The following is a 20,647-nucleotide window of genomic DNA, read 5'->3' on the forward strand; positions in this document are numbered from 1 at the left end:
GGTCCGACCTTCGGCTCTGATCCCCCTCCGCTTCTCGACCCGGCACCGGGGAAGTGTGTCGGGGCGGGAGCGGCGGGGCATCACAGCCGTGGTCAGAACAGTCCGGGAATCACCTCCTGCTCCAGCTCGGCGTAGGACTCCTCGCCGGCGGCGAGGTAGGCGTTCCAGCTCTCCGCATCCCAGATCTCGGCGTGGGCGCCGACTCCGGTCACGATGAGCTCCTTCTGAAGACCCGCGTACTGACGCAGGTGGGCGGGGATGGTGATGCGGTTCTGGCTGTCGGGCATCTCCGCACTGGCACCGGAGAGGAACATGCGCATGAAGTCACGCGCCTGCTTGTTGGCGAGCGGGGCCTGACGGATCCGCTCGTGCATCGCCTCGAACTCGGCCGTGCTGAAGACGTAGAGGCACCGCTCCTGACCCCGGGTGACGACGATGCCGCCGCCCAGGTCCTCGCGGAACTTCGCGGGAAGGATGACCCGTCCCTTGTCGTCCAGCTTCGGTGAGTGCGTGCCCAGCAGCATCGGCCATCACCCCCTCTCCGTCCGGCCAACTCGAGGTGCGCCCCACTTTACTCCACTTTCCTCCACATTCCTACGATGAATCCCGCGTATCGCGCCGCGGTTCGCGACCCGCACGCTCGCGACCCGCGAGATTCCGCGGTGGAGCAAGGTGGAGGGCGAGTGGAGGGCCAGTGGAGGACTCACACGGCGTCAACGGACCGAAGACACGAAAAAGCCCGGATGCTCAGCATCCGGGCTTCGTGGTGGAGGAGAAGGGAGGGGGCTCAGTGACCGTCCTGGCGCCGATCCCACCGGTCATTCATGCGATCCATGAAGGAGGAGGAGTCCTGCCGCTTCGGGGCGGTGCGCGTGCGCGTCTCTGCCGGACCGCTGCGCCGGACCGGGGTGACGGCCAGCATCACTCCGCCGAGCATGGCCGCGAATCCGATGACGCCGACCACGATGCCCCAGACGTCGCCGAGGATGACACCCACGACCAGTCCGCCGATGCCGGCGAGCAGGAGGAGGGCCCCGTAGACGAGGTTGCGATAGCTCAGCGTGCGATCACCCGACGGCGCGCTCACGACGTCGGCGTCATTGTGCAGGAGATGGCGTTCCATCTCGTCGAGCAGACGTTGCTCCTGTTCGGAGAGTGGCATCTCATCCCCCTCGGGTATCGTGCCCTCCAGTCTACGCGCGAGCAGCGTCCGGGGCTAGCGGTTCCCGCCTCACATCCTTTACGTATGCTGGGAGTCGTGCCGTCCCCCACCCCCTCCGTCGCTGAGGCCGTAGCCGCGCGACTGGACCTCTTCCTCGACCGCATGCGAGCCGAGTCGGCCGAGTACGGCGAGGACGCCGCCGCCTTCCTCGCCGCGGCGGCGGACACCCTCTCCGGCGGCAAGCGCCTGCGCGCCCGGTTCTGTCACGCCGGGTGGCGTGCGGTCGCCCGGTTCCGCGATCGTCGCGCGGTCGAGGACGACCACCTGTGGGACGCCTGCGCCGCCCTCGAGATCTTCCAGTCGGCCGCTCTCGTCCATGACGACCTGATCGACAACTCGGACACCCGTCGAGGACGCCCCGCCGCCCACCGCGCACTCGAGTCCTCGCACCGCGCCGCCGGATGGTGGGGCGACGCCGCCGCCTTCGGGCGCGCCGGATCCGTCCTGCTCGGCGATCTCCTCGTGGCCTGGAGCGACGACCTCCTGGAGTCGGCGCTCGACGGGCACGCCGAGGCGAGGACCGTGCGGGCGGAGTATGCCCGGATGCGGCGCGACGTCACGACCGGGCAGTTCCTCGACATCGCCGAGGAGTCGGCGTGGAGCGTGAGCGACGACCGCGAGCACGCCGAGCGGGCGCTCCGCGTCGCCTCGCTGAAATCGGCGCGCTACAGCATCGAGCAGCCGCTGGTCCTCGGAGCGAGCCTGGCCGGCGCCGATGCCGACCAGACACGGGCGCTGCGCCGCTTCGGGCATCCGCTCGGTCTCGCCTTCCAGCTGCGCGACGATGTGCTCGGCGTGTTCGGCGACGCCGCCGTCACCGGGAAGCCCGCGGGCGACGACCTGCGGGAGGGCAAGCGGACCGTGCTCATCGCCTTCACCAGGGAGCGCCTGGACACCTCGGCCCGCCGGGTGCTCGACGAGATGCTCGGCGATCCCGACCTGTCGGCATCCCAGGTCTCCTTCCTGCAGGAGACGATCGCCGGAACCGGGGCTCTGGACCGCGTCGAGACGATGATCGCCGACTACGCCAGGGACGCCGACCGCGCACTGACCGGCGCGCGCCTCGACGACGCAGCGGTCGGCGAGCTGCGCGACCTCGCCAGGGCCGCCACCGTGCGCTCCTCCTGAGCAGGCTCAGGCGAGCGTGCGCGCGAGCCGGCGCACCTCGCTCTTGTGCCCCGCGAGGAGAGAGGCGATCGGCGAACGCCCGAGGGTTTCGTCCTCGGCGAGCAGCCAGTCGATCAGCTCGTCGTCGGAGAACCCGGCGTCCTGCAGCACGATGATCGTTCCGCGCAGCGAGCTCAGCGGCTGTCCGTCCACGATGAACACGGAGGGGACCGCGAAGACACCGCTGCGGCGCGAGCCGACGAGGTAGTGCTCGTCGATCAGGCGTCGCACGCGACCCAACGGCTCGCCGAGGACCTCGACGAGGTCGGGCATGGTCAGCCACTCGAGCGCGGAGTCAGGGGTTGCAGCGACGTTCTCAGACACGGTGCCACTATCTCACCTCCACGGCCTGGTCGCATGTTCGTCACTTCCGTCCCATGCGTCACACCCGTCACTTCTGTTGACATCTCTATACATCCGTGTCAGCGTGAAGTGCTCGAAAAGGGGGCCCGACGTGATCCTGCAGACAGCCGTGGCCGGCGCTCTCGCCGCCACCCTGACGGCGACACCCGCCGCCGCACCCGCACCACCGCTCGCACCGCACGAACGCCAGCGCGTCGCTCCGACGCGCGTCGTACCCACGCAGAACGTGCCGCCGGGGCACGTCGTGCAGCCGGGCGACACGGTCGCCGGCATCGCCGGGCGGTACGGGCTCCGGACCGCCGACGTCCTCAGCTGGAACGGGCTCTCGATGCGCTCCGTGATCTACCCCGGGCAGACTCTCTCCCTGCGGGCACCTGCGGCGGCTCCGACCCCGGCCGCGACGCCCGCCCCTGCCGCGGCGAAGACGCACGTCGTCGCGGCCGGCGACACGGTGTTCGCCATCGCCCGGACGTACGGGACCTCGGTGAGCGCCGTCCTCGCCGCGAACGGCCTGCCCCAGGGCGCGATCATCTACCCGGGCCAGAAGCTCGTCGTCTCCGCGGGTGCACCCGCCGCCCCCGCGGCCGCGCCGGCCGCAGCGCCGTCGACGCCCGCCCCCGCACCGGCCGCCGCCACGCACACCGTGGCCGCCGGTGAGACGCTGTTCTCGATCGCGCAGAAGTACGGCACCACGACGCAGTCGCTCTTCGCCTGGAACGGCCTCGAAGCCTCCTCGATCATCTATCCCGGTCAGAAGCTCGCCGTCCAGGGTGCTCCGGCGCCGACGCCCGCCGCCGCCCCGAGCGGCCAGCGCACCGCCGCCCTGAATGCGGAGCAGGTGGCCAATGCCTCCCTCATCATCCGCATCGGCCGTGAGCTGGGCGCCTCCGACCGCGCGATCGCCACCGCTCTCGCGACGGGAATGGTGGAGTCGGGTCTGCGGAACCTCGACTGGGGAGACCGCGATTCGCTCGGCCTGTTCCAGCAGCGCCCCAGCACGGGCTGGGGCACGCCGGAGCAGATCATGGATGCGGAACGGAGCACGCGGGTCTTCTACGGCGGAACCGGCGATCCCAACGGCGACGTCACCCGCGGTCTGTTCGACATCCCCGGGTGGGAGTCGCTGTCCTTCACCGACGCGGCGCAGGCCGTGCAGATCTCCGCCTACCCCGAGCGCTACGGGCAGTGGGAGACGCAGGCGTACGCGTGGCTCGCCCAGCACGGGTGACGATTCCGGAAATCCGGATGCGTCGAGGGGTGAGGCGTTCCCGGGGCTTTCAGCCAATCGTCCATAGACTTCTGTCGTGACGACCAACCATCAGGCCGACCCCCTCATCGGGCGGCTTGTCGACGGTCGCTACCGCGTCCGCGCGCGGATCGCCCGCGGCGGGATGGCCACCGTCTACGTCGCCACCGATCTGCGCCTCGAGCGCCGCATCGCCCTGAAGGTGATGCACGCGCACCTCAGCGACGACTCGGCGTTCCAGAGCCGGTTCATCCAGGAGGCCCGCGCGGCCGCCCGTCTGGCCGACCCGCACGTCGTCAACGTCTTCGACCAGGGGCAGGACGGCGAACTCGCCTACCTCGTCATGGAGTATCTGCCGGGCATCACCCTGCGCGAACTCCTCCGCGAGCAGAAGCGCCTGACCGTCGCCCAGACGATCACGATCATGGACGCCGTCCTCGCCGGACTGTCCGCGGCGCACCGCGCCGGGATCGTCCACCGCGACGTCAAGCCGGAGAACGTGCTGCTCGCGGAAGACGGCCGCATCAAGATCGGCGACTTCGGCCTCGCCAGGGCCACCACGGCCAACACGGCGACCGGCCAGCAGCTGCTCGGGACGATCGCCTACCTCGCGCCCGAGCTCGTTACGCGCGGCACGGCCGACGCCCGCAGCGACATCTACGCGCTCGGCATCATGCTCTACGAGATGCTCGTCGGCGAGCAGCCCTACAAGGGCGAGCAGCCGATGCAGATCGCCTTCCAGCACGCCACCGAGTCCGTGCCCCGCCCCAGCGTGCGCAACCCCGCGGTCCCGGAACAGCTCGACGAGCTCGTGCTCTGGGCGACGGAGAAGTCGCCGGACGAGCGGCCCGACGACGCACAGCAGATGCTGGAGCGCCTGCGCGAGATCGAGCGCGAGATCGGCGTCGCCCCCGCGGTGACCCGGACGACCGGCTCCGCCCGTGACCAGGCCGACTCCGGCGACCTCACCAAGGTCATGCCGGGCACGATGGTGCTCCCGGAGCCGGCGACAGCGACCTCCCCGGGGATCGACAACGCCACCATCCTCCGTCGGCGGGCCTCGAAGCGCCGCGCCCGCGGCACCTTCCTGCTGTCCCTCGTGCTCCTGCTGGCGGTCCTCGCCGGCGGCGTGGGCTGGTGGTTCGGCTCCGGCCCCGGTTCGCTCATCGCGGTCCCCGATGTCGCGGGACAGACGTACGACGAGGCGGCGGCCGACCTCACGGAGGCAGGCTTCGAACCGACGCAGCGCGACGAGTTCTCCGTCGACGTCGACGAGGGCATCGTCATCGAGACCGATCCCGGTACCGGCGCCAGGGTCGACAAGGGCACCACGGTCGCCGTCGTCGTCTCCGCCGGCCCGGCCTCGCACGAGCTCGCCGCCGTCGCCGGGCAGTCGGCCAACGACGTCCGCGCAGCGCTGGAGGCGGCGAACCTGGAGATCACCGACGACGAGGAGTTCTTCACGGACGCGGCGAACGGCTCGGTGATCAACGTGCGCATCACGCCTCGGGACGGCGGAGACGCCTTCGGCTGCGAAGAGGGCTGCACGGTGCATGAGAAGGACACCGCGACCATGCAGGTCTCCCGCGGCGCCGTGCCCGACGTCACGGACATGACCGTCGCTCAGGCCACCGAGGCGCTGACCGGCAAGGGGCTCAAGGTCGCCGAGGAGAGCATCTACCGCGCGAGCGACTCCATCGGCAAGGACCGCGTCATCGGATACGCGGACCGCGCCGAAGAGGGAGCCTGGCGACCGGGCGAGACCATCCAGCTCATCATCTCGCAGGGGCCGCCGCTCTTCGACGTCCCCGATGTGTCGGGCATGACGCGCAACGAGGCCACCGCCGCCCTGCGTGACGCCGGCTTCACGTGGAGCTACACGAGCAGCACCGGACTCCCCGACTCCGTCTGGGACCTCCTCGCGAACGAGAACACGCGCGTGGAGTCGTATAGCCCGTCCGAACCGCAGCGCAAGGGCACGAGCATCACGCTCACCATGGGCTTCGCCGGCTGAGACCGAGACGACGAAGGGGCCGGAACATCGTTCCGGCCCCTTCGTGCATCCGCCTCGCGGATCAGCGCTTCTCGAGCTCCTCGGCCACGAGGAACGCCAGCTCCAGGGACTGCATGTGGTTCAGGCGCGGGTCGCACAGGCTCTCGTAGCGGGTCGCGAGCGCGGCCTCGTCGATCTGCTCCGACCCGCCCAGGCACTCGGTGACGTCGTCTCCCGTCAGCTCGACGTGGATGCCGCCGGGGAACGTGCCCACCGCACGGTGCGCCTCGAAGAAGCCGCGGACCTCGTCGACGACGTCGTCGAAGCGCCGCGTCTTGTAGCCGGTCGGCGTGGTGATGCCGTTGCCGTGCATGGGGTCGGTGACCCACAGCGGCTGCGCGCCGGATTCCCGGACGGCCTCCAGCAGCGGCGGCAGCGCGTCGCGGATGCGTCCGGCGCCCATGCGCGTGATGAAGGTCAGGCGTCCGGGCTCGCGCTCCGGGTCGAGCTTGTCGATGAGCGCCAGCGCCGTCTCCGGCGTCGTGGTGGGGCCCAGCTTCACGCCGATCGGGTTCCGGATCTTGGAGAAGTAGTCGACGTGCGCGCCGTCGAGCTCGCGCGTGCGCTCCCCGATCCACAGGAAGTGGGCCGAGGTGTTGTACGGGGTGTCCGTCCGGGAGTCGATGCGCGTCATCGGGCGCTCGTAGTCCATGAGCAGGCCCTCGTGCCCGGTGAAGAACTCGACGCGCTTGAGCTCGTCGAAGTCGGCGCCGGCGGCCTCCATGAACTTGATCGCCCGGTCGATCTCCGCGGCCATGCGCTCGTAGCGCTGGTTGGCGGGGTTCTGGGCGAAGCCCTTGTTCCAGGAGTGCACCTCGCGGAGGTCGGCGAATCCACCCTGCGTGAACGCCCGGATGAGGTTCAGCGTCGACGCCGCGGTGTGGTAGCCCTGCAGCAGACGACCGGGGTCGGCCTGACGCGAGCCCTCGGTGAAGTCGTAGCCGTTGACGATGTCGCCGCGGTACGCCGGGAGCGTGACCTCGCCGCGGGTCTCCGTGTCGCTGGAGCGCGGCTTGGCGAACTGCCCGGCCATGCGTCCCATCTTGACGACCGGCATCGAGGCGCCGTACGTGAGCACCACGGCCATCTGCAGCACCGTCTTGATGCGGTTGCGGATCTGCTCGGCGGTCGCACCGGCGAACGTCTCGGCGCAGTCGCCGCCCTGCAGCAGGAAGGCCTGCCCCGAGGCGGCCCGGGCGAGACGGTCGCGGAGGTTGTCGACCTCACCGGCGAAGACCAGCGGCGGAAGGCTCGAGATCTGCCGGGAGACGTCGGCGACGCGGTCGGCGTCTGGCCACTGCGGCTGCTGCTTGATGGGAAGCGAGCGCCAGGCATCAAGGGCTTCGATGTGGTGCGGGAGCATGCGTCCAGCCTAGTGGGCGGCGACACCGCCGAGACGCGCCCCGGAGCCTATGTGACGCGGCTCGGGAGGCGGTCCTTGACGGTCGATGCGTAGACGTCCTCGTACTCCTGCTGGCCGAGCCGCTGGAGCGCCACCATGATCTCGTCCGTGACCGAGCGGAGGATGTAGCGGTCGTTCTCCATGCCGGCGTACCGGGAGAAGTCGAGGGGCTCGCCGATGACGATCCCGACCCGCATGACGCGCGGGATCCGCCGGCCGATGGGCATGGCCGTGTCGGTGTCGACCATGATGACCGGGATCACGGGGACCTTGGCTTCGAGTGCCATCCGGGCGATGCCGGTGCGGCCGCGGTAGAGCTTGCCGTCTGGGCTGCGGGTGCCCTCCGGATAGATGCCGAGGAGGTCGCCCCCGCCGAGCACCTGGAGACCCGTGTTGAGCGATGCCTCCGAGGCCTTTCCGCCCGAGCGGTCGATGGGGAGCTGCCCGGTCGCCTTCATGAAGAAGCGGGTGGACCACCCCTTGAGGCCCCGCCCGGTGAAGTAGTCGCTCTTCGCGAGGAACGACATGGGCCGGTCGATCACGAGCGGGAGGAAGATCGAGTCCGCGAAGGAGAGATGATTGCTGGCGAGGATCGCCGCTCCGGTCGCGGGCACGTTCTTCCGCCCCACGATCCAGGGGCGGAACACGGCCTTGACCACGGGGCCGATCACGACGTACTTCATCAGCCAGTAGAACATCGAGGTGAAGTCTAGCGCCGTGTCGCGGATCGTCCCGCCGTTCCCCCTCGCGGCCTCGGGAAAGCGACTCAGTTTCACCCTGACCGCGACCCGGTGCCATGCCCTAGACTCGGACCAACGCCCGTGCCCGACCGGTACCGAAGGAGCTGCCGTGGTCCAGTTTGAAGTCCCCGCGATCGTCCCCGCCGATCCCGACGCGAACGTCGCCGACCTGCTTGCGAAGCGCGTCGAGGCGACTCCCGACCGGGCGCTGTTCTCCGTCCCGCAGGGCGACGGATGGCGCGACATCACCGCCGCCGACTTCGAGACCGCGGTGATCGCGCTCGCGAAGGGCTTCGCCGCCGCGGGCATCCAGCCCGGCGAGAAGGTGGGCTTCCTCGCCCGCACCACCTACGAGTGGAGCCTCGTCGACTTCGCCCTCTTCTACGCCGGTGCGGTGATGGTGCCGATCTACGAGACGAGCTCGCCGTCGCAGATCCAGTGGATCCTCGAGGACTCCGGCGCCATCGCCCTCCTCGTCGAGTCGCCGGAGCACTTCGCCCGCGTCGACGAGGTGCGCGGCGACCTGCCGCTGCTCCGGGAGGTCTGGCAGCTGCACCTGGGCGCGATCGACACGCTCACCGCCCAGGGGGCATCGGTCTCCGACGAGGAGATCCAGCGCCGCCGGAACCTCGCCGTCGGCTCCGACATCGCCACCCTCATCTACACCTCGGGGTCCACCGGGCGACCGAAGGGCTGCGTGCTCACGCACAGCAACTTCGTCGAGCTGTCCCGCAACTCCGCGAAGGCCCTCGACGAGGTCGTGCAGACGCCGGGGTCCTCCACCCTCCTCTTCATCACGACGGCACACGTCTTCGCCCGCTTCATCTCCATCCTCAACGTGCATGCGGGGGTTCGCACCGGTCACCAGCCGGACACGCGCCAGCTGCTCCCGGCCCTCGGCTCGTTCCAGCCGACCTTCCTCCTCGCGGTCCCCCGCGTGTTCGAGAAGGTCTACAACTCCGCCGAGCAGAAGGCCGAGGCGGGCGGCAAGGGCAAGATCTTCCGCGCCGCCGCCGACGTCGCGATCGAGCACTCCCGGCTGCTGGAGGAGGGCAAGAAGATCCCGTTCGGGACGAAGCTCAAGTTCGCGCTGTTCAACAAGCTCGTCTACTCCAAACTCCGCGAGGCCATGGGCGGCAAGGTCGTCTACGCGGTGTCCGGCTCCGCTCCCCTGGGCGCCCGGCTCGGTCACTTCTTCCACAGCCTCGGCGTCGTGATCCTCGAGGGCTACGGTCTGACCGAGACGACCGCCCCCGCGACGGTGAACCTCGCCTCGAAGTCGAAGATCGGCACGGTCGGTCCCGCCCTTCCCGGCGTCGGGGTGCGTCTCGCCGACGACGGCGAGATCGAGGTGCGCGGCATCAACGTCTTCAAGGAGTACTGGAACAACCCGGAGGCCACCGCCGAGGCGTTCAGCGACGGCGGCTGGTTCCACACCGGCGACATCGGCAGCTTCGACGCCGACGGGTTCCTCACGATCACCGGACGCAAGAAGGAGATCATCGTCACGGCGGGCGGCAAGAACGTCGCCCCCGCGGCCCTGGAGGACCCGATTCGCGCGAACCCGATCGTCGGGCAGGTCGTCGTCGTCGGCGACCAGCGTCCGTTCATCTCGGCGCTCGTCACCCTCGACCCCGAGATGCTGCCGACGTGGCTCGCGAACAACGGCCTCGACGAGAAGATGACGCTGGCGGAGGCCTCGACCAACCCGCAGGTCCGCGCCGAGGTGCAGCGCGCGGTCGACGCGGCGAACGAGCGGGTGTCGCGTGCGGAGTCCATCCGCAAGTTCACGATCCTCGACTCGGAGTGGACGGAGGCCTCGGGCCACCTCACCCCGAAGCTGTCGATCAAGCGGAACATCATCATGAACGACTTCGCCGACGAGATCTCCGCGATCTACGACGAGCCCGTCGCCACCACCAACGTCGCGATCGGCGGCTGACGCCCTCGTCGGCCCACCCCCTTCTGACCGAACCGGCCCCTTGCGCTCGCGCGTAAGGGGCCGGTTCGTACGAGAAGGGGTGGGTCGACAGCTAGAACCAGGAGCTCTCGCGCACCTCGCGCATCGCGACCTTCCGCGTCTCCGGGTCGAGCCGGGAGAGGAAGAGCGTGCCGTCGAGGTGGTCGGTCTCGTGTTGGAGCGCCTGCGCGAGCAAGCCGTCGCCCTCGAGCACCACGGGCTGTCCGTCGAGGTCGATCCCCTCGACGCGGGCCCAGGGATGGCGCTGGGCGTCGTGCCAGAGTCCGGGAACGGAGAGGCAGCCCTCCCCCGTGGGCTCCGGCTCGCCGCGCACCTCCGTCAGCACGGGGTTGAGGACGTACCCGATCTCGCCGTCGACGTTGTAGCTGAAGGCGCGCAGCGCGACGCCGATCTGCGGGGCCGCCACGCCGGCGCGCCCCGGAAGCTCGACGGTCTCCAGGAGATCGGCGACCAGGGCGCGCACGCCGTCGTCGATCTCCTCGATGGGCGCGCACACCGTCCGCAGGACCGGGTCGCCGAAGATGCGGATCTCGCGAACCGTCATCAGGCGGCCTTCGTCCGGAGGCCCTCGACGAGGAGCGCGGCGAGTTCCCGCGCCGCCTTCCGGGTCTCGGGGAGGAGGTTCGCGAAGACGATCGTCCCGCCCGCGGCGATCTGCGGGTCGTACGGCACGCGCACGACGCTGCGGGCCCGCGACGCGAAGTGCGCCTGCAGCTCTCCGAGGCGGACGAGCGGCGTGCCCGGGGTCGACTGGTTGAGAACCACGATGGCGTCGCGCGCCTGCTGCGCATACCCGTTGGTCTCCAGCCACGTGAGCGTCTCGGAGGCCAGCCGTGCCTCATCGACGCTGAGACCGGAGACGATGACGATCTGGTCGGCGAGGTCGAGGGTGGCCGACATCACGGAGTGGACGATTCCGGTGCCGGTGTCCGTGAGCACGAGCGAGTAGTAGTGCGCGGCCACGTCGGCGACATCGCGGTAGTCGCTGTCGCTGAAGGCTTCGGCGACACGGGGATCGGCGTCCGACGCGAGCACGTCGAGGCGCGTCGCATCCCGAGCCACGATCGCGGAGATGTCGTGGTAGCCGCGCACGTCGTCCCGGATGCGGACGAGGTCGCGCACGGACTTGCCGTGCGCGGCGCGCTGCACCCGGTCGGCGAGAGTGCCCCGATCGGGGTTCGCGTCCACTGCGATGACACGGTCCTCCCGCGCGTCCGCGAGGGCCATGCCCAGGAGCGCCGTGACGGTGGTCTTGCCCACCCCGCCCTTGCGGGAGAGCACCGGCACGAAGCGGGCGCCGCCGGCGAGCGGGGCCGCGATGCGCGCGGTCAGCTCCTTGCGCTCGCGCGCACGGCGCCCGTCGCCGATGTTCAGCCGCCGACCGGACAACGTGTAGAGCAGGTGACTCCACCCGCCCTCAGGTTCGGGCTTGGCCACCCGGTGCGGGTCGAGGAGGCGATCGGTCGTGAGGAGGTCCGCGGACTCGCGAGCGGACTCCCCCAGCTCCCCCAGACGCTTCGCGGTGAGGGTCACATCCGTCCGGGGCGCCGGACGTCCGGGCACGGAGGCGGCGGGTGTGTCGTCGGCTTTGGGCATCGTGGTCTCCTTCTGCACGGGCACCTGCGGGGCCCGCGCCGGTTTCGCGGCCGGGACCTCCGCACGGTCGGCATCGGCCTTCGCGAGGAAGAGGGCGGCCGCCTTCTCTTCGGCGGCCCGCTCCGGCGCGGCAACCACGGCCGGCACCGGCTCCTCCACCACGACCGCGTCGATCACCTCGTGGATGCGCGGCGGGTCGAGGACGGGCGTCTGCGCGGAGGGGAGGGTGAGGTCGTCGACGACGAGATCGATCCCGACCTCTCCCTCCACCACGCCGTCATCGGCGAGGTCGTCGTCCTCCTCCGCCGGCAGGGTCACCCGCACCTGCGCGGTCCCGCCGAGGATGCCGATGCCGGCGGTGTCGACGGACGCGGCGTCGTCGAGCACTCCCAGCGGACTGTCCTCGGGGTCGGCGTTCTTCTTCGCGGTCACGTGTCACTCCCAACCTGTGCGGGCCTCGGGATGCGCCCAGGGTGCGCGGCCTCGCCCGCACAAGATTAGTGCGCCGGTCGGATCACGACCAAAAGATCACCCGCGTCCACCTGCTGCGTCTCGGCGATGGCATGCCGCTCCACGACCCCGTCCACCGGGGCGGTGATGGCGGCCTCCATCTTCATCGCCTCGATCGACGCGACCGGCTCGCCGGCCCGCACGGTCGCGCCCACCTCGGCCTTGAGCGTGACCACGCCGGAGAACGGCGCGGCCACCTGGCCGGGCACCGACGTGTCGGCCTTCTCCACCTCGTGCGCGTCGACAGCGATCGAGCGATCGCGCACGAACACGGGCCGGAGTTGACCGTTCAGAGTCGTCATCACGGTGCGCATGCCCTTGTCGTCCGCCTCACCGATGGCTTCGAGACCGACGTAGAGCTGTACCCCTCGGTCGATCTCGATGAGGTGCTCCTGGCCGGGGACCAGGCCGTAGAGGTAGTCGCTCGTGTCGAGCACGGACAGATCGCCGTACTGCTCGCGCCGCTCCGCGAACTCGGCCGTGGGGGCGGGGAAGAGCAGCGTGTTCAAGCGGGACCGGCGCTGGGCGCTCGTCCCCGCCAGCTCCGCCTCGTCCTGCTCCGTCAGCGCCGTGAGCCCCGTGCGCACGGAACGCCCCGCGAGCACCTTGGAGCGGAAGGGCTCGGGCCAGCCACCGGGGAGGTCGCCGAGCTCTCCGGCCATGAACCCGACCACGGAGTCCGGAACGTCGTACTTCTCGGGGTTCGCCTCGAAGTCTGCGGGGTCGGCCTTCACCGCGGCGAGGTGCAGGGCGAGGTCGCCCACGACCTTCGACGACGGGGTGACCTTAGGCACGCGTCCGAGGATGCGGTCCGCGGCGGCGTACATGTCCTCGATGAGCTCGAAGTCGTCCGCGAGGCCGAGAGCCTTCGCCTGCTGCCGGAGGTTCGACAGCTGTCCGCCGGGGATCTCGTGGTGGTACACGCGCCCCGTGGGCCCCGGCAGCCCGGACTCGAACGGCGCGTACTGGCGACGCACCGCCTCCCAGTACGGTTCCAGGTCGGAGACCGCGGCGAGGGAGATCCCGCTGTCCCGCTCCGTGTGGGCGAGGGCGGCCACGAGAGACGACAGCGACGGCTGGCTGGTCGTGCCGGACAGCGGGGCCGACGCGGCGTCCACCGCATCGACGCCGGCGGTGCTGGCCGCGAGCAGGGTGGCGAGCTGTCCGCCCGGAGTGTCGTGGGTGTGCAGGTGCACGGGCAGGTCGAAGCGCTCCCGGAGCGCCGAGACGAGCTTCGCGGCGGCGGCGGGACGGAGCAGTCCCGCCATGTCCTTGATCGCGAGGATGTGCGCACCCGCGGCGACGATCTGATCCGCGAGCCCCAGGTAGTAGTCGAGGGTGTAGAGCTCCTCCGCCGGATCCAGCAGATCGCCGGTGTAGCAGAGCGCGACCTCCGCGACGGCCGTCCCCGTGGCGCGGACCGCCTCGATCGCGGGGCGCATCTGCTCCACGTCGTTGAGCGCGTCGAAGATGCGGAAGATGTCGACGCCGCTCGCCGCCGCCTCCGCGACGAAGGCCTCGGTCACCGCCGTCGGGTACGGCGTGTAGCCGACCGTGTTCCGGCCGCGCAGCAGCATCTGGATCGCGACGTTCGGCAGGGCCGCGCGCAGCTTGTCGAGCCGCTCCCACGGGTCCTCGCCCAGGAAGCGGAGCGCCACGTCGTAGGTGGCGCCGCCCCAGGCCTCGACCGACAGCAGCTCCGGTGTCAGCCGGGCGAGGTACGGCGCGGCGGCGACGAGGTCCTTCGTGCGGACGCGGGTCGCGAGCAGCGACTGGTGCGCGTCGCGGAACGTCGTGTCCGTGATCGCGAGCGCGCTCTGCGCACGCAGGCCGCGCGCGAACTCCTCCGGGCCGACCTCGAGCAGCCGCTGCCGGGAGCCGGGCGCCGGTTCGGCGGCCAGGTCGATCGGCGGCAGTTTGGTCGCGGGGTCGATGACGCCGGGATGCGCACCGTGCGGCTTGTTCACCGTCACGTCGACGAGCCAGTTGAGGATCTTGGTCCCGCGGTCCTTCGACTCGCGTCCGCGGAGCAGCTCCGGGCGCTCGTCGATGAAGGACGTGCTGACGTCGCCTCGGATGAACGCCTCGTCGTCGAGCAGCGCCTGGAGGAAGGGGATGTTCGTGGAGACGCCGCGGATGCGGAACTCGGCGAGGGCACGGCGCGCGCGGGCGACGGCGGCCGAGAAGTCGCGTCCGCGGCACGTGAGCTTCGCCAGCATCGAGTCGAAGTGCGGGCTGATCTGAGCGCCCTGGTGCACGGTGCCGCCGTCCAGGCGGATCCCCGCGCCGCCGGGCGAGCGGTAGGTCGTGATCTTCCCGGTGTCGGGACGGAAGCCCTGCGTCGGGTCCTCCGTGGTGATGCGGCACTGCAGTGCGGCACCGCGCAGGTGCAGGTTCTCCTGCTGCAGTCCCAGCTCGGCGAGGCTCTGCCCCGCGGCGATGCGCATCTGGCTCTGCACGAGGTCGACATCGGTGACCTCCTCGGTCACCGTGTGCTCGACCTGGATGCGCGGGTTCATCTCGATGAACACGACCTCGCCGGCGCGCTCCCCTGCCGTCTCCAGGAGGAACTCGACGGTCCCCGCGTTCTCGTAGCCGATCGAGCGGGCGAACGCGACGGCGTAGCCGTGCAGGGCCTGGCGCACGTCGTCGTCGAGGTTGGGGGCGGGAGCGATCTCGACGACCTTCTGATGCCGCCGCTGCACCGAGCAGTCCCGCTCGAACAGGTGCACCGTCTCACCGGTCTTGTCCGCGAGGATCTGCACCTCGATGTGCCGGGGCCGCACGACGGCCTGCTCGAGGAACATGCGGGGATCGCCGAAGGCGCTGCCGGCCTCCCGCATGGCCTCGGCGAGGGCAGGGCCGAGATCGCCCATCGTCTCGACGCGCCGCATGCCACGGCCGCCTCCCCCGGCCACCGCCTTGGCGAAGAGGGGGAACCCGATCTCCTCCGCCTGGGCGACCAGGGCGTCGACGTCGTCCGAGGCCTCGGTGGACCGGAGCACGGGGACGCCCGCTTCGACGGCGTGGCGCTTCGCCTCCACCTTGTTGCCGGCCATCTCGAGGACCTTCGCAGGCGGCCCGATGAAGACGATGCCGTTCGCCGCGGCCTTCTCCGCCAGCTCGGGGTTCTCCGAGAGGAAGCCGTAGCCGGGGTAGATGGCGTCGGCGCCGGCCTCGGTCGCGACGCGGATGATCTCGTCGACGTCGAGGTAGGCGCGGACCGGATGGCCGCGCTCGCCGATCTCGTACGCCTCGTCGGCCTTGAGCCTGTGGACCGAGCCGCGGTCCTCGTGCGGGAAGACGGCGACGGTGCGCGCCCCCACCTCCACGGCCGCTCGGAATGCCCGGATCGCGATCTCGCCACGATTCGCCACAAGGATCTTCTGGAACATGCACACCTCTGAGAGCTCGATGCACGGCCGAAGCACGCACATGGGGCGGGGCTGAGTGTTCCCCCAGCCTAGGGGAAGGTAACGTGGAGTCCGTGCACGTACTCAGCGTCAGCTCTCTCAAGGGAGGCGTCGGCAAGACGACCGTGACACTCGGGCTGGCCTCCGCGGCTTTCGCCCGGGGTGTCCGGACGCTCGTCGTCGACCTCGACCCGCAGTCCGACGTCTCCACCGGGATGGACATCCAGGTCGCGGGACGACTCAACATCGCCGATGTGCTGGCGAACCCGAAGGAGAAGACCGTCCGTCAGGCGATCACCTCCAGCGGCTGGGCCAAGGTCCACCCCGGCACGATCGACGTGCTGATCGGCAGTCCGTCCGCCATCAACTTCGACGGCCCGCACCCGAGCGTCCGCGACGTGTGGAAGCTCGAGGAGGCCCTCGCGGCAGTTGAGGCCGACTACGACCTCGTGCTCATCGACTGCGCCCCGTCGCTGAACGCCCTGACGCGAACGGCGTGGGCCGCCAGCGACCGCGTCATGGTCGTCACCGAGCCCGGCCTCTTCTCCGTGGCCGCGGCGGACCGTGCGCTCCGCGCGATCGAGGAGATCCGCCGGGGCCTCTCCCCGCGCCTCCAGCCGCTGGGCATCGTGGTCAACCGCGTCCGTCCGCAGTCGATCGAGCACCAGTTCCGCATCAAGGAGCTGCGGGACATGTTCGGTCCCCTCGTGCTCTCGCCCCAGCTGCCCGAGCGCACCTCGCTCCAGCAGGCCCAGGGCGCCGCGAAGCCTCTGCACATCTGGCCCGGCGACTCCGCACAGGAGCTCGCCGCCGACTTCGACCAGCTCCTCGACCGCATCATCCGCACGGGCCGCGTCCCGGTTCCGGAGAACGGACCGCAGAGCTGACCCCGCGGAACGACGAAACGGCCATCCTCTTCGAGGGTGGCCGTTCTTCGTGAAGCGGGAGGGGACGCGTCAGGCGGTGCGCTTGGCGCGACGGGCCGACAGCTCGTCGACGGGGTCCGGTGCGGTCGGATCGAACGCGACGAGCGTCGACTCCACCTCGCGGAGGACCTTGCCCACCGCGATGCCGAACACGCCCTGGCCGCGGCTGACCAGGTCGATCACCTCGTCGTTCGACGTGCAGAGGTAGACGGAAGCGCCGTCGCTCATGAGGGTCGTGCCGGCGAGGTCGCGGATACCCGCACGGCGGAGCTCGTCCACCGCGGTGCGGATCTGCTGCAGGGAGATACCGGTGTCGAGCAGGCTCTTGACGAGCTTGAGCACGAGGATGTCGCGGAAGCCGTAGAGGCGCTGCGATCCGGAGCCGTTCGCACCGCGCACGGTGGGCTCCACGAGCTCGGTGCGGGCCCAGTAGTCCAGCTGACGGTAGGTGATGCCGGCGGCACGGGCCGCCACGGCGCCGCGGTAGCCGACCTCGTCGTCCATCGCGGGCAGACCGTCCGTGAAGAGGAGTTCGGTCACGAACCGCGGGTCGCCTGCGAGCTCATCCGCATTCATCTGAAATCCTCCCTGGAACGGTTATCTCCACGGTAGAGCAGGGTCCCGGCACCGGCAACGACATCCGTGCGACGCCGAAGGTGTGTCGCAATCAGTTCGTTACGAAAGGATCCGGGTGAGCGCGTCCTTCACGAAGAGCGTCCGCACATCGTCGATCCGCGTGGCCAGCTCCGGGGCCAATTCGTTGGCACGAGCACGGGACGCCGCGTCCGTGCGGCGCAGCAGCGTGGAGAGCGCCGACTCGATGAGCGACACCTCACGCTCGGCGCCCTGCCGCAGGGAGCGCAGGTGCCGAGGCTCGATGCCATGCCGATCGAGGGCGACGAGCCCGCGGAGCAGCGCGACGGTGGATTCCGGGTACGTCTCCTGGGCGGTGATGACACCCGTGCTGATCGCGTCGTTGAGCAGCTGTGGTCCCGCGCCCGCCGCGGCGAGCAGTTCCTCGCGGCGGTAGCGACGCGGCGCGGGGGCGATGGAGGGCGGCGGCGCGAGCGCGGCGGTCTCGCCGGACGCCACCGCCTCATCGAGCTGCTCGCGGATCACGCTGAGCGGAAGGTAGTGATCCCGCTGCAGCGTGAGGCCCAGGCGCAGCCGCTCGATGTCGGACGCGGAGAACTTGCGGTAGCCGGATTCGGTGCGGGAGGGGCGGACGATGCCCTGCACCTCGAGGAACCGCAGCTTGCTGGAGGTCAGGTCGGGGAACTCCGGGGTGAGGCGGGCGAGCACCTGACCGATACTCAGCAGGCCCGCGGACGCCGAGCGTTCGCGGGCGGGAGTCGCCGCCATCAGGCGTTCGCCGCGCGGTCGAGCGGAGAAGCGAAGAAGTTCAGACGGAACTTGCCGACGCGCAGCTCGGAGCCGTCCGCGAGGGCGCTGCGATCGACGCGCTCCCCGTTCACGTAGGTGCCGTTGAGGGAGCGCTGGTCGATGATCTCGAACGTCGTCCCGGTGCGGGTGATCTCCGCGTGACGACGGGACACCGTGACGTCGTCGAAGAAGATGTCGGCCTCCGGGTGACGACCGACGGTGGTGACGTCGGTGTCGAGGAGGTATCGGGCGCCGGCGAGGGCGCCGGAGCGGACGAGCAGCAGCGCGGAGCCCGAGGGCAGCGCCGCGATGGCCGACTGCTCGACATCGGTCAACTCCACGCCGAACGGCACGAACGACAGATCGGAATCGTGTCCGAACGTCTGCGTCACATCGTGTCTCGGCTCGCCGGAGCGATGGATGGCGGCTTCACCGGCCGGTCGGCTGTCGCTGTCTGTCACTGTGCCCTCCTGGTCGTCCAGACTATCCGATCCGAAGGGGTGCGCGGGAGGCCGCTTTCGCACTCAGCGGTCCCATACCGGGGATTCATAGGCTGGACTCGTGAAGACCACAGCCCTGCGCCGCACGGCGGCCCCGATCGCCCTCGCGGCCACCCTCCTCGCCGCGTTCCTCGTCCTCTTCTCCCCGCTGTCGGCCTCGGCCCACGACGCCCTCGTGTCGTCGTCGCCCGCGGCGGACAGCAGCGTGGAGACCCTGCCGTCGGAGCTGACCCTGACGTTCAGCGCCAAGCTCATCGACGGGGAGGGTGCGACGGAGCTCACCGTCACCGATCCGGCCGGCGAGTCCGTGATCGACGGCGCCCCGACGGTCGACGGCGCGATCGTGACCCAGCCCCTGACCGGTTCGGGGCCCGCCGGCGAGTACCGCGTCGTGTGGAAGGTCGTCTCGAGCGACGGCCACCCCACGTCCGGCGAGTTCTCCTTCACCGTCACCGTCGGCGACGAGGGCGCTGCGACGGACGAGCCCACCACCGCTCCCCCGACGGCGGCACCGACGACGGAGCAGACCGCCACCCCCGAGGCGACCGCGACGAAGACGCCGGACGCCGGAGAAGACGCCGGAGCCGCTCCGGCATGGATCTGGGTGCTCGTGATCCTCGGCGCGCTCGCGGTGCTGGGCGTCGTCCTCTGGCTCACCCTGCGCGGTCGTCGGCGCCCCGCTCCGACCGATTCCGACGCCCCCTCGGAGCGATAGGCTTAAGGCATGCCACATTACGACGTCGTCATCCTTGGTGCAGGTCCTGGCGGATACGTCGCTGCGGTTCGCAGCGCACAGCTCGGCCTGTCCACCGCGATCATCGAGGAGAAGTACTGGGGTGGTGTCTGCCTCAACGTCGGCTGCATCCCTTCCAAGGCGCTCCTGAAGAACGCGGAGATCGCGCACACCCTGAACCACAAGGCCGACTTCTTCGGGATCTCCGGAGAGTTCACGATCGACTACGGCAAGGCGTTCGACCGCAGCCGCGTCGTCGCGGACGGCCGGGTCAAGGGCATCCACTTCCTCATGAAGAAGAACAAGGTGACCGAGTACGACGGCCGCGGCACCTTCACCGGCCCCAAGGCCATCTCCGTCGCGAAGGCGGACGGCTCCACCGAGGAGGTCACGTTCGACAACGTGATCATCGCGACCGGCTCCAAGGTGCGCCTGCTCCCGGGCGTGCAGCTCAGCGACAACGTCGTGACCTACGAGGAGCAGATCCTCTCCCGTGAGCTGCCGAAGTCCATCGTGATCGTCGGTGCCGGCGCCATCGGCATGGAGTTCGCCTACGTGATGACGAACTACGGCGTGAAGGTCACGATCATCGAGTTCCTCGACCGCGCCCTCCCCAACGAGGACGCCGACGTGTCGAAGGAGATCACCAAGCAGTACAAGAACTACGGCGTCGACATCCTCACCTCCACCAAGGTCGAGTCGGTCGTCGACAACGGCTCCTCGGTGACCGTGTCGTACACGGGCAAGGACGGCCAGCAGGCGTCGATCGAGGCCGACAAGGTGCTCATGTCGGTCGGGTTCGCCCCGAACGTCGAGGGCTTCGGACTCGACAAGACGGGTGTGAAGCTCACGGAGCGCGGCGCGATCGACATCGACGACCACATGCGCACCAACGTCGAGGGCATCTACGCCATCGGCGACGTCACCGCCAAGCTGCAGCTCGCCCACGTCGCCGAGGCGCAGGGCGTCGTCGCGGCCGAGACCATCGGCGGCGCCGAGACCATGACGCTGGGCGACTACCGCATGATGCCGCGGGCGACGTTCTGCTCGCCGCAGGTGGCCTCGTTCGGACTGACCGAGCAGCAGGCCAAGGACGAGGGGCGCGAGATCAAGGTCGCGACCTTCCCGTTCATGGCCAACGGCAAGGCCCACGGCCTCGGCGAGCCGGTCGGCTTCGTCAAGCTCATCGCCGACGCCGAGCACCTGGAGCTCATCGGCGCGCACATGATCGGCCCCGACGTGTCGGAGCTGCTTCCCGAGCTCACGCTCGCACAGAAGTGGGACCTCACGGCTCTCGAGCTGGCCCGCAACGTGCACACGCACCCGACGCTGTCGGAGGCGCTGCAGGAGGGCTTCCACGGCCTCGCCGGCCACATGATCAACTTCTGATCCGACGCCTCGAGAAGGCCCGG

Annotated in this window: 18 protein-coding genes; 7 read left to right on the top strand and 11 right to left on the bottom strand. The window is 70.1% G+C overall.

Annotated elements, in window-relative coordinates:
- Positions 1-92: 92 nt before the first annotated feature.
- The gene (gene mraZ, locus B7W94_RS17475; RefSeq protein WP_025105095.1) at positions 93-524 is read right to left on the bottom strand and encodes a division/cell wall cluster transcriptional repressor MraZ; all 432 of its coding nucleotides are present in this window, start codon (positions 522-524) and stop codon (positions 93-95) included.
- Positions 525-787: 263 nt separating this feature from the next.
- Entirely contained in the window at positions 788-1,162 is a 375-nt protein-coding gene (locus B7W94_RS17480; RefSeq protein WP_025105096.1) for a DUF3040 domain-containing protein, read from the bottom strand.
- A gap of 84 nt (positions 1,163-1,246) precedes the next feature.
- On the opposite strand from B7W94_RS17480, the gene B7W94_RS17485 reads away from it, so the two are divergent.
- The gene (locus B7W94_RS17485) at positions 1,247-2,350 is read left to right on the top strand and encodes a polyprenyl synthetase family protein (RefSeq protein WP_051582272.1); all 1,104 of its coding nucleotides are present in this window, start codon (positions 1,247-1,249) and stop codon (positions 2,348-2,350) included.
- Between the two features lie 6 nt (positions 2,351-2,356).
- Here B7W94_RS17485 and B7W94_RS17490 read toward each other — a convergent pair whose 3' ends face one another.
- Positions 2,357-2,713, bottom strand: coding sequence for an Rv2175c family DNA-binding protein (locus B7W94_RS17490; protein WP_025105098.1), 357 nt, complete (start codon positions 2,711-2,713; stop codon positions 2,357-2,359).
- Between the two features lie 130 nt (positions 2,714-2,843).
- On the opposite strand from B7W94_RS17490, the gene B7W94_RS17495 reads away from it, so the two are divergent.
- Both B7W94_RS17495 and pknB read left to right on the top strand, forming a co-directional pair.
- Positions 2,844-3,980 (top strand): LysM peptidoglycan-binding domain-containing protein, encoded by a 1,137-nt coding sequence (locus B7W94_RS17495; RefSeq protein ID WP_253247467.1) that lies wholly within the window; start codon positions 2,844-2,846, stop codon positions 3,978-3,980.
- A gap of 76 nt (positions 3,981-4,056) precedes the next feature.
- Positions 4,057-6,012, top strand: coding sequence for a Stk1 family PASTA domain-containing Ser/Thr kinase (gene pknB, locus B7W94_RS17500; RefSeq protein WP_085607894.1), 1,956 nt, complete (start codon positions 4,057-4,059; stop codon positions 6,010-6,012).
- Between the two features lie 61 nt (positions 6,013-6,073).
- Here the strand turns inward: pknB and B7W94_RS17505 are convergent, their stop codons facing one another.
- Both B7W94_RS17505 and B7W94_RS17510 read right to left on the bottom strand, forming a co-directional pair.
- Complete coding sequence (locus B7W94_RS17505; RefSeq protein ID WP_029989865.1) at positions 6,074-7,414, bottom strand: class II 3-deoxy-7-phosphoheptulonate synthase; 1,341 nt, start codon at positions 7,412-7,414, stop codon at positions 6,074-6,076.
- Positions 7,415-7,461: 47 nt separating this feature from the next.
- On the bottom strand, positions 7,462-8,151 hold the full coding sequence (locus B7W94_RS17510; protein WP_029989867.1) for a lysophospholipid acyltransferase family protein: 690 nt from the start codon (positions 8,149-8,151) through the stop codon (positions 7,462-7,464).
- Between the two features lie 151 nt (positions 8,152-8,302).
- On the opposite strand from B7W94_RS17510, the gene B7W94_RS17515 reads away from it, so the two are divergent.
- Positions 8,303-10,135 (top strand): AMP-dependent synthetase/ligase, encoded by a 1,833-nt coding sequence (locus B7W94_RS17515; RefSeq protein WP_025105101.1) that lies wholly within the window; start codon positions 8,303-8,305, stop codon positions 10,133-10,135.
- 91 nt (positions 10,136-10,226) lie between these two features.
- Here B7W94_RS17515 and def read toward each other — a convergent pair whose 3' ends face one another.
- From def to B7W94_RS17530, 3 genes are all read right to left on the bottom strand, one after another.
- Complete coding sequence (gene def, locus B7W94_RS17520; protein ID WP_085607896.1) at positions 10,227-10,718, bottom strand: peptide deformylase; 492 nt, start codon at positions 10,716-10,718, stop codon at positions 10,227-10,229.
- A complete protein-coding gene (locus tag B7W94_RS17525) occupies positions 10,718-12,202 on the bottom strand; it encodes a MinD/ParA family ATP-binding protein (RefSeq protein WP_085607899.1) in 1,485 nt (494 codons plus the stop codon). The genes def and B7W94_RS17525 overlap by 1 nt, the downstream gene beginning before the upstream one ends.
- Positions 12,203-12,267: 65 nt before the next feature.
- Positions 12,268-15,675 (bottom strand): pyruvate carboxylase, encoded by a 3,408-nt coding sequence (locus B7W94_RS17530; protein ID WP_085607900.1) that lies wholly within the window; start codon positions 15,673-15,675, stop codon positions 12,268-12,270.
- A 92-nt stretch (positions 15,676-15,767) separates the two neighbouring features.
- On the opposite strand from B7W94_RS17530, the gene B7W94_RS17535 reads away from it, so the two are divergent.
- Entirely contained in the window at positions 15,768-16,580 is an 813-nt protein-coding gene (locus B7W94_RS17535; RefSeq protein WP_025105105.1) for a ParA family protein, read from the top strand.
- 69 nt (positions 16,581-16,649) lie between these two features.
- Here B7W94_RS17535 and B7W94_RS17540 read toward each other — a convergent pair whose 3' ends face one another.
- The 3 genes from B7W94_RS17540 to B7W94_RS17550 all read right to left on the bottom strand — a co-directional run bounded on the left by B7W94_RS17540 (position 16,650) and on the right by B7W94_RS17550 (position 18,463).
- On the bottom strand, positions 16,650-17,195 hold the full coding sequence (locus B7W94_RS17540; protein ID WP_025105106.1) for a MerR family transcriptional regulator: 546 nt from the start codon (positions 17,193-17,195) through the stop codon (positions 16,650-16,652).
- A 99-nt stretch (positions 17,196-17,294) separates the two neighbouring features.
- Positions 17,295-17,981: a transcriptional regulator FtsR gene (gene ftsR, locus B7W94_RS17545; protein WP_085607902.1), complete on the bottom strand. Its 687-nt coding sequence runs from the start codon at positions 17,979-17,981 to the stop codon at positions 17,295-17,297.
- On the bottom strand, positions 17,981-18,463 hold the full coding sequence (locus tag B7W94_RS17550) for an FHA domain-containing protein (RefSeq protein WP_025105108.1): 483 nt from the start codon (positions 18,461-18,463) through the stop codon (positions 17,981-17,983). The genes ftsR and B7W94_RS17550 overlap by 1 nt, the downstream gene beginning before the upstream one ends.
- A 100-nt stretch (positions 18,464-18,563) precedes the next feature.
- Between B7W94_RS17550 and B7W94_RS17555 the strand changes: the two genes are divergently transcribed.
- A complete protein-coding gene (locus B7W94_RS17555; RefSeq protein WP_085607904.1) occupies positions 18,564-19,217 on the top strand; it encodes a copper resistance CopC family protein in 654 nt (217 codons plus the stop codon).
- A 9-nt stretch (positions 19,218-19,226) separates the two neighbouring features.
- Positions 19,227-20,624, top strand: coding sequence for a dihydrolipoyl dehydrogenase (lpdA, locus tag B7W94_RS17560; RefSeq protein ID WP_025105110.1), 1,398 nt, complete (start codon positions 19,227-19,229; stop codon positions 20,622-20,624).
- Positions 20,625-20,647 lie beyond the last annotated feature (23 nt).

The organism is Microbacterium sp. LEMMJ01 (genome assembly GCF_002114135.1).
Classification (GTDB): Bacteria; Actinomycetota; Actinomycetes; order Actinomycetales; family Microbacteriaceae; genus Microbacterium.

What these genes read in the sequence shown, in the direction of transcription:
- mraZ (WP_025105095.1), bottom strand. Translation starts at nt 524, where the DNA reads ATGCTGCTGGGCACGCACTCACCGAAGCTGGACGACAAGGGACGGGTC.
- B7W94_RS17505 (WP_029989865.1), bottom strand. Translation starts at nt 7,414, where the DNA reads ATGCTCCCGCACCACATCGAAGCCCTTGATGCCTGGCGCTCGCTTCCC.
- B7W94_RS17530 (WP_085607900.1), bottom strand. Translation starts at nt 15,675, where the DNA reads ATGTTCCAGAAGATCCTTGTGGCGAATCGTGGCGAGATCGCGATCCGG.
- ftsR (WP_085607902.1), bottom strand. Translation starts at nt 17,981, where the DNA reads ATGGCGGCGACTCCCGCCCGCGAACGCTCGGCGTCCGCGGGCCTGCTG.
- B7W94_RS17485 (WP_051582272.1), top strand. Translation starts at nt 1,247, where the DNA reads ATGCTGGGAGTCGTGCCGTCCCCCACCCCCTCCGTCGCTGAGGCCGTA.
- def (WP_085607896.1), bottom strand. Translation starts at nt 10,718, where the DNA reads ATGACGGTTCGCGAGATCCGCATCTTCGGCGACCCGGTCCTGCGGACG.
- lpdA (WP_025105110.1), top strand. Translation starts at nt 19,227, where the DNA reads ATGCCACATTACGACGTCGTCATCCTTGGTGCAGGTCCTGGCGGATAC.
- B7W94_RS17510 (WP_029989867.1), bottom strand. Translation starts at nt 8,151, where the DNA reads ATGTTCTACTGGCTGATGAAGTACGTCGTGATCGGCCCCGTGGTCAAG.
- B7W94_RS17480 (WP_025105096.1), bottom strand. Translation starts at nt 1,162, where the DNA reads ATGCCACTCTCCGAACAGGAGCAACGTCTGCTCGACGAGATGGAACGC.
- B7W94_RS17540 (WP_025105106.1), bottom strand. Translation starts at nt 17,195, where the DNA reads ATGAATGCGGATGAGCTCGCAGGCGACCCGCGGTTCGTGACCGAACTC.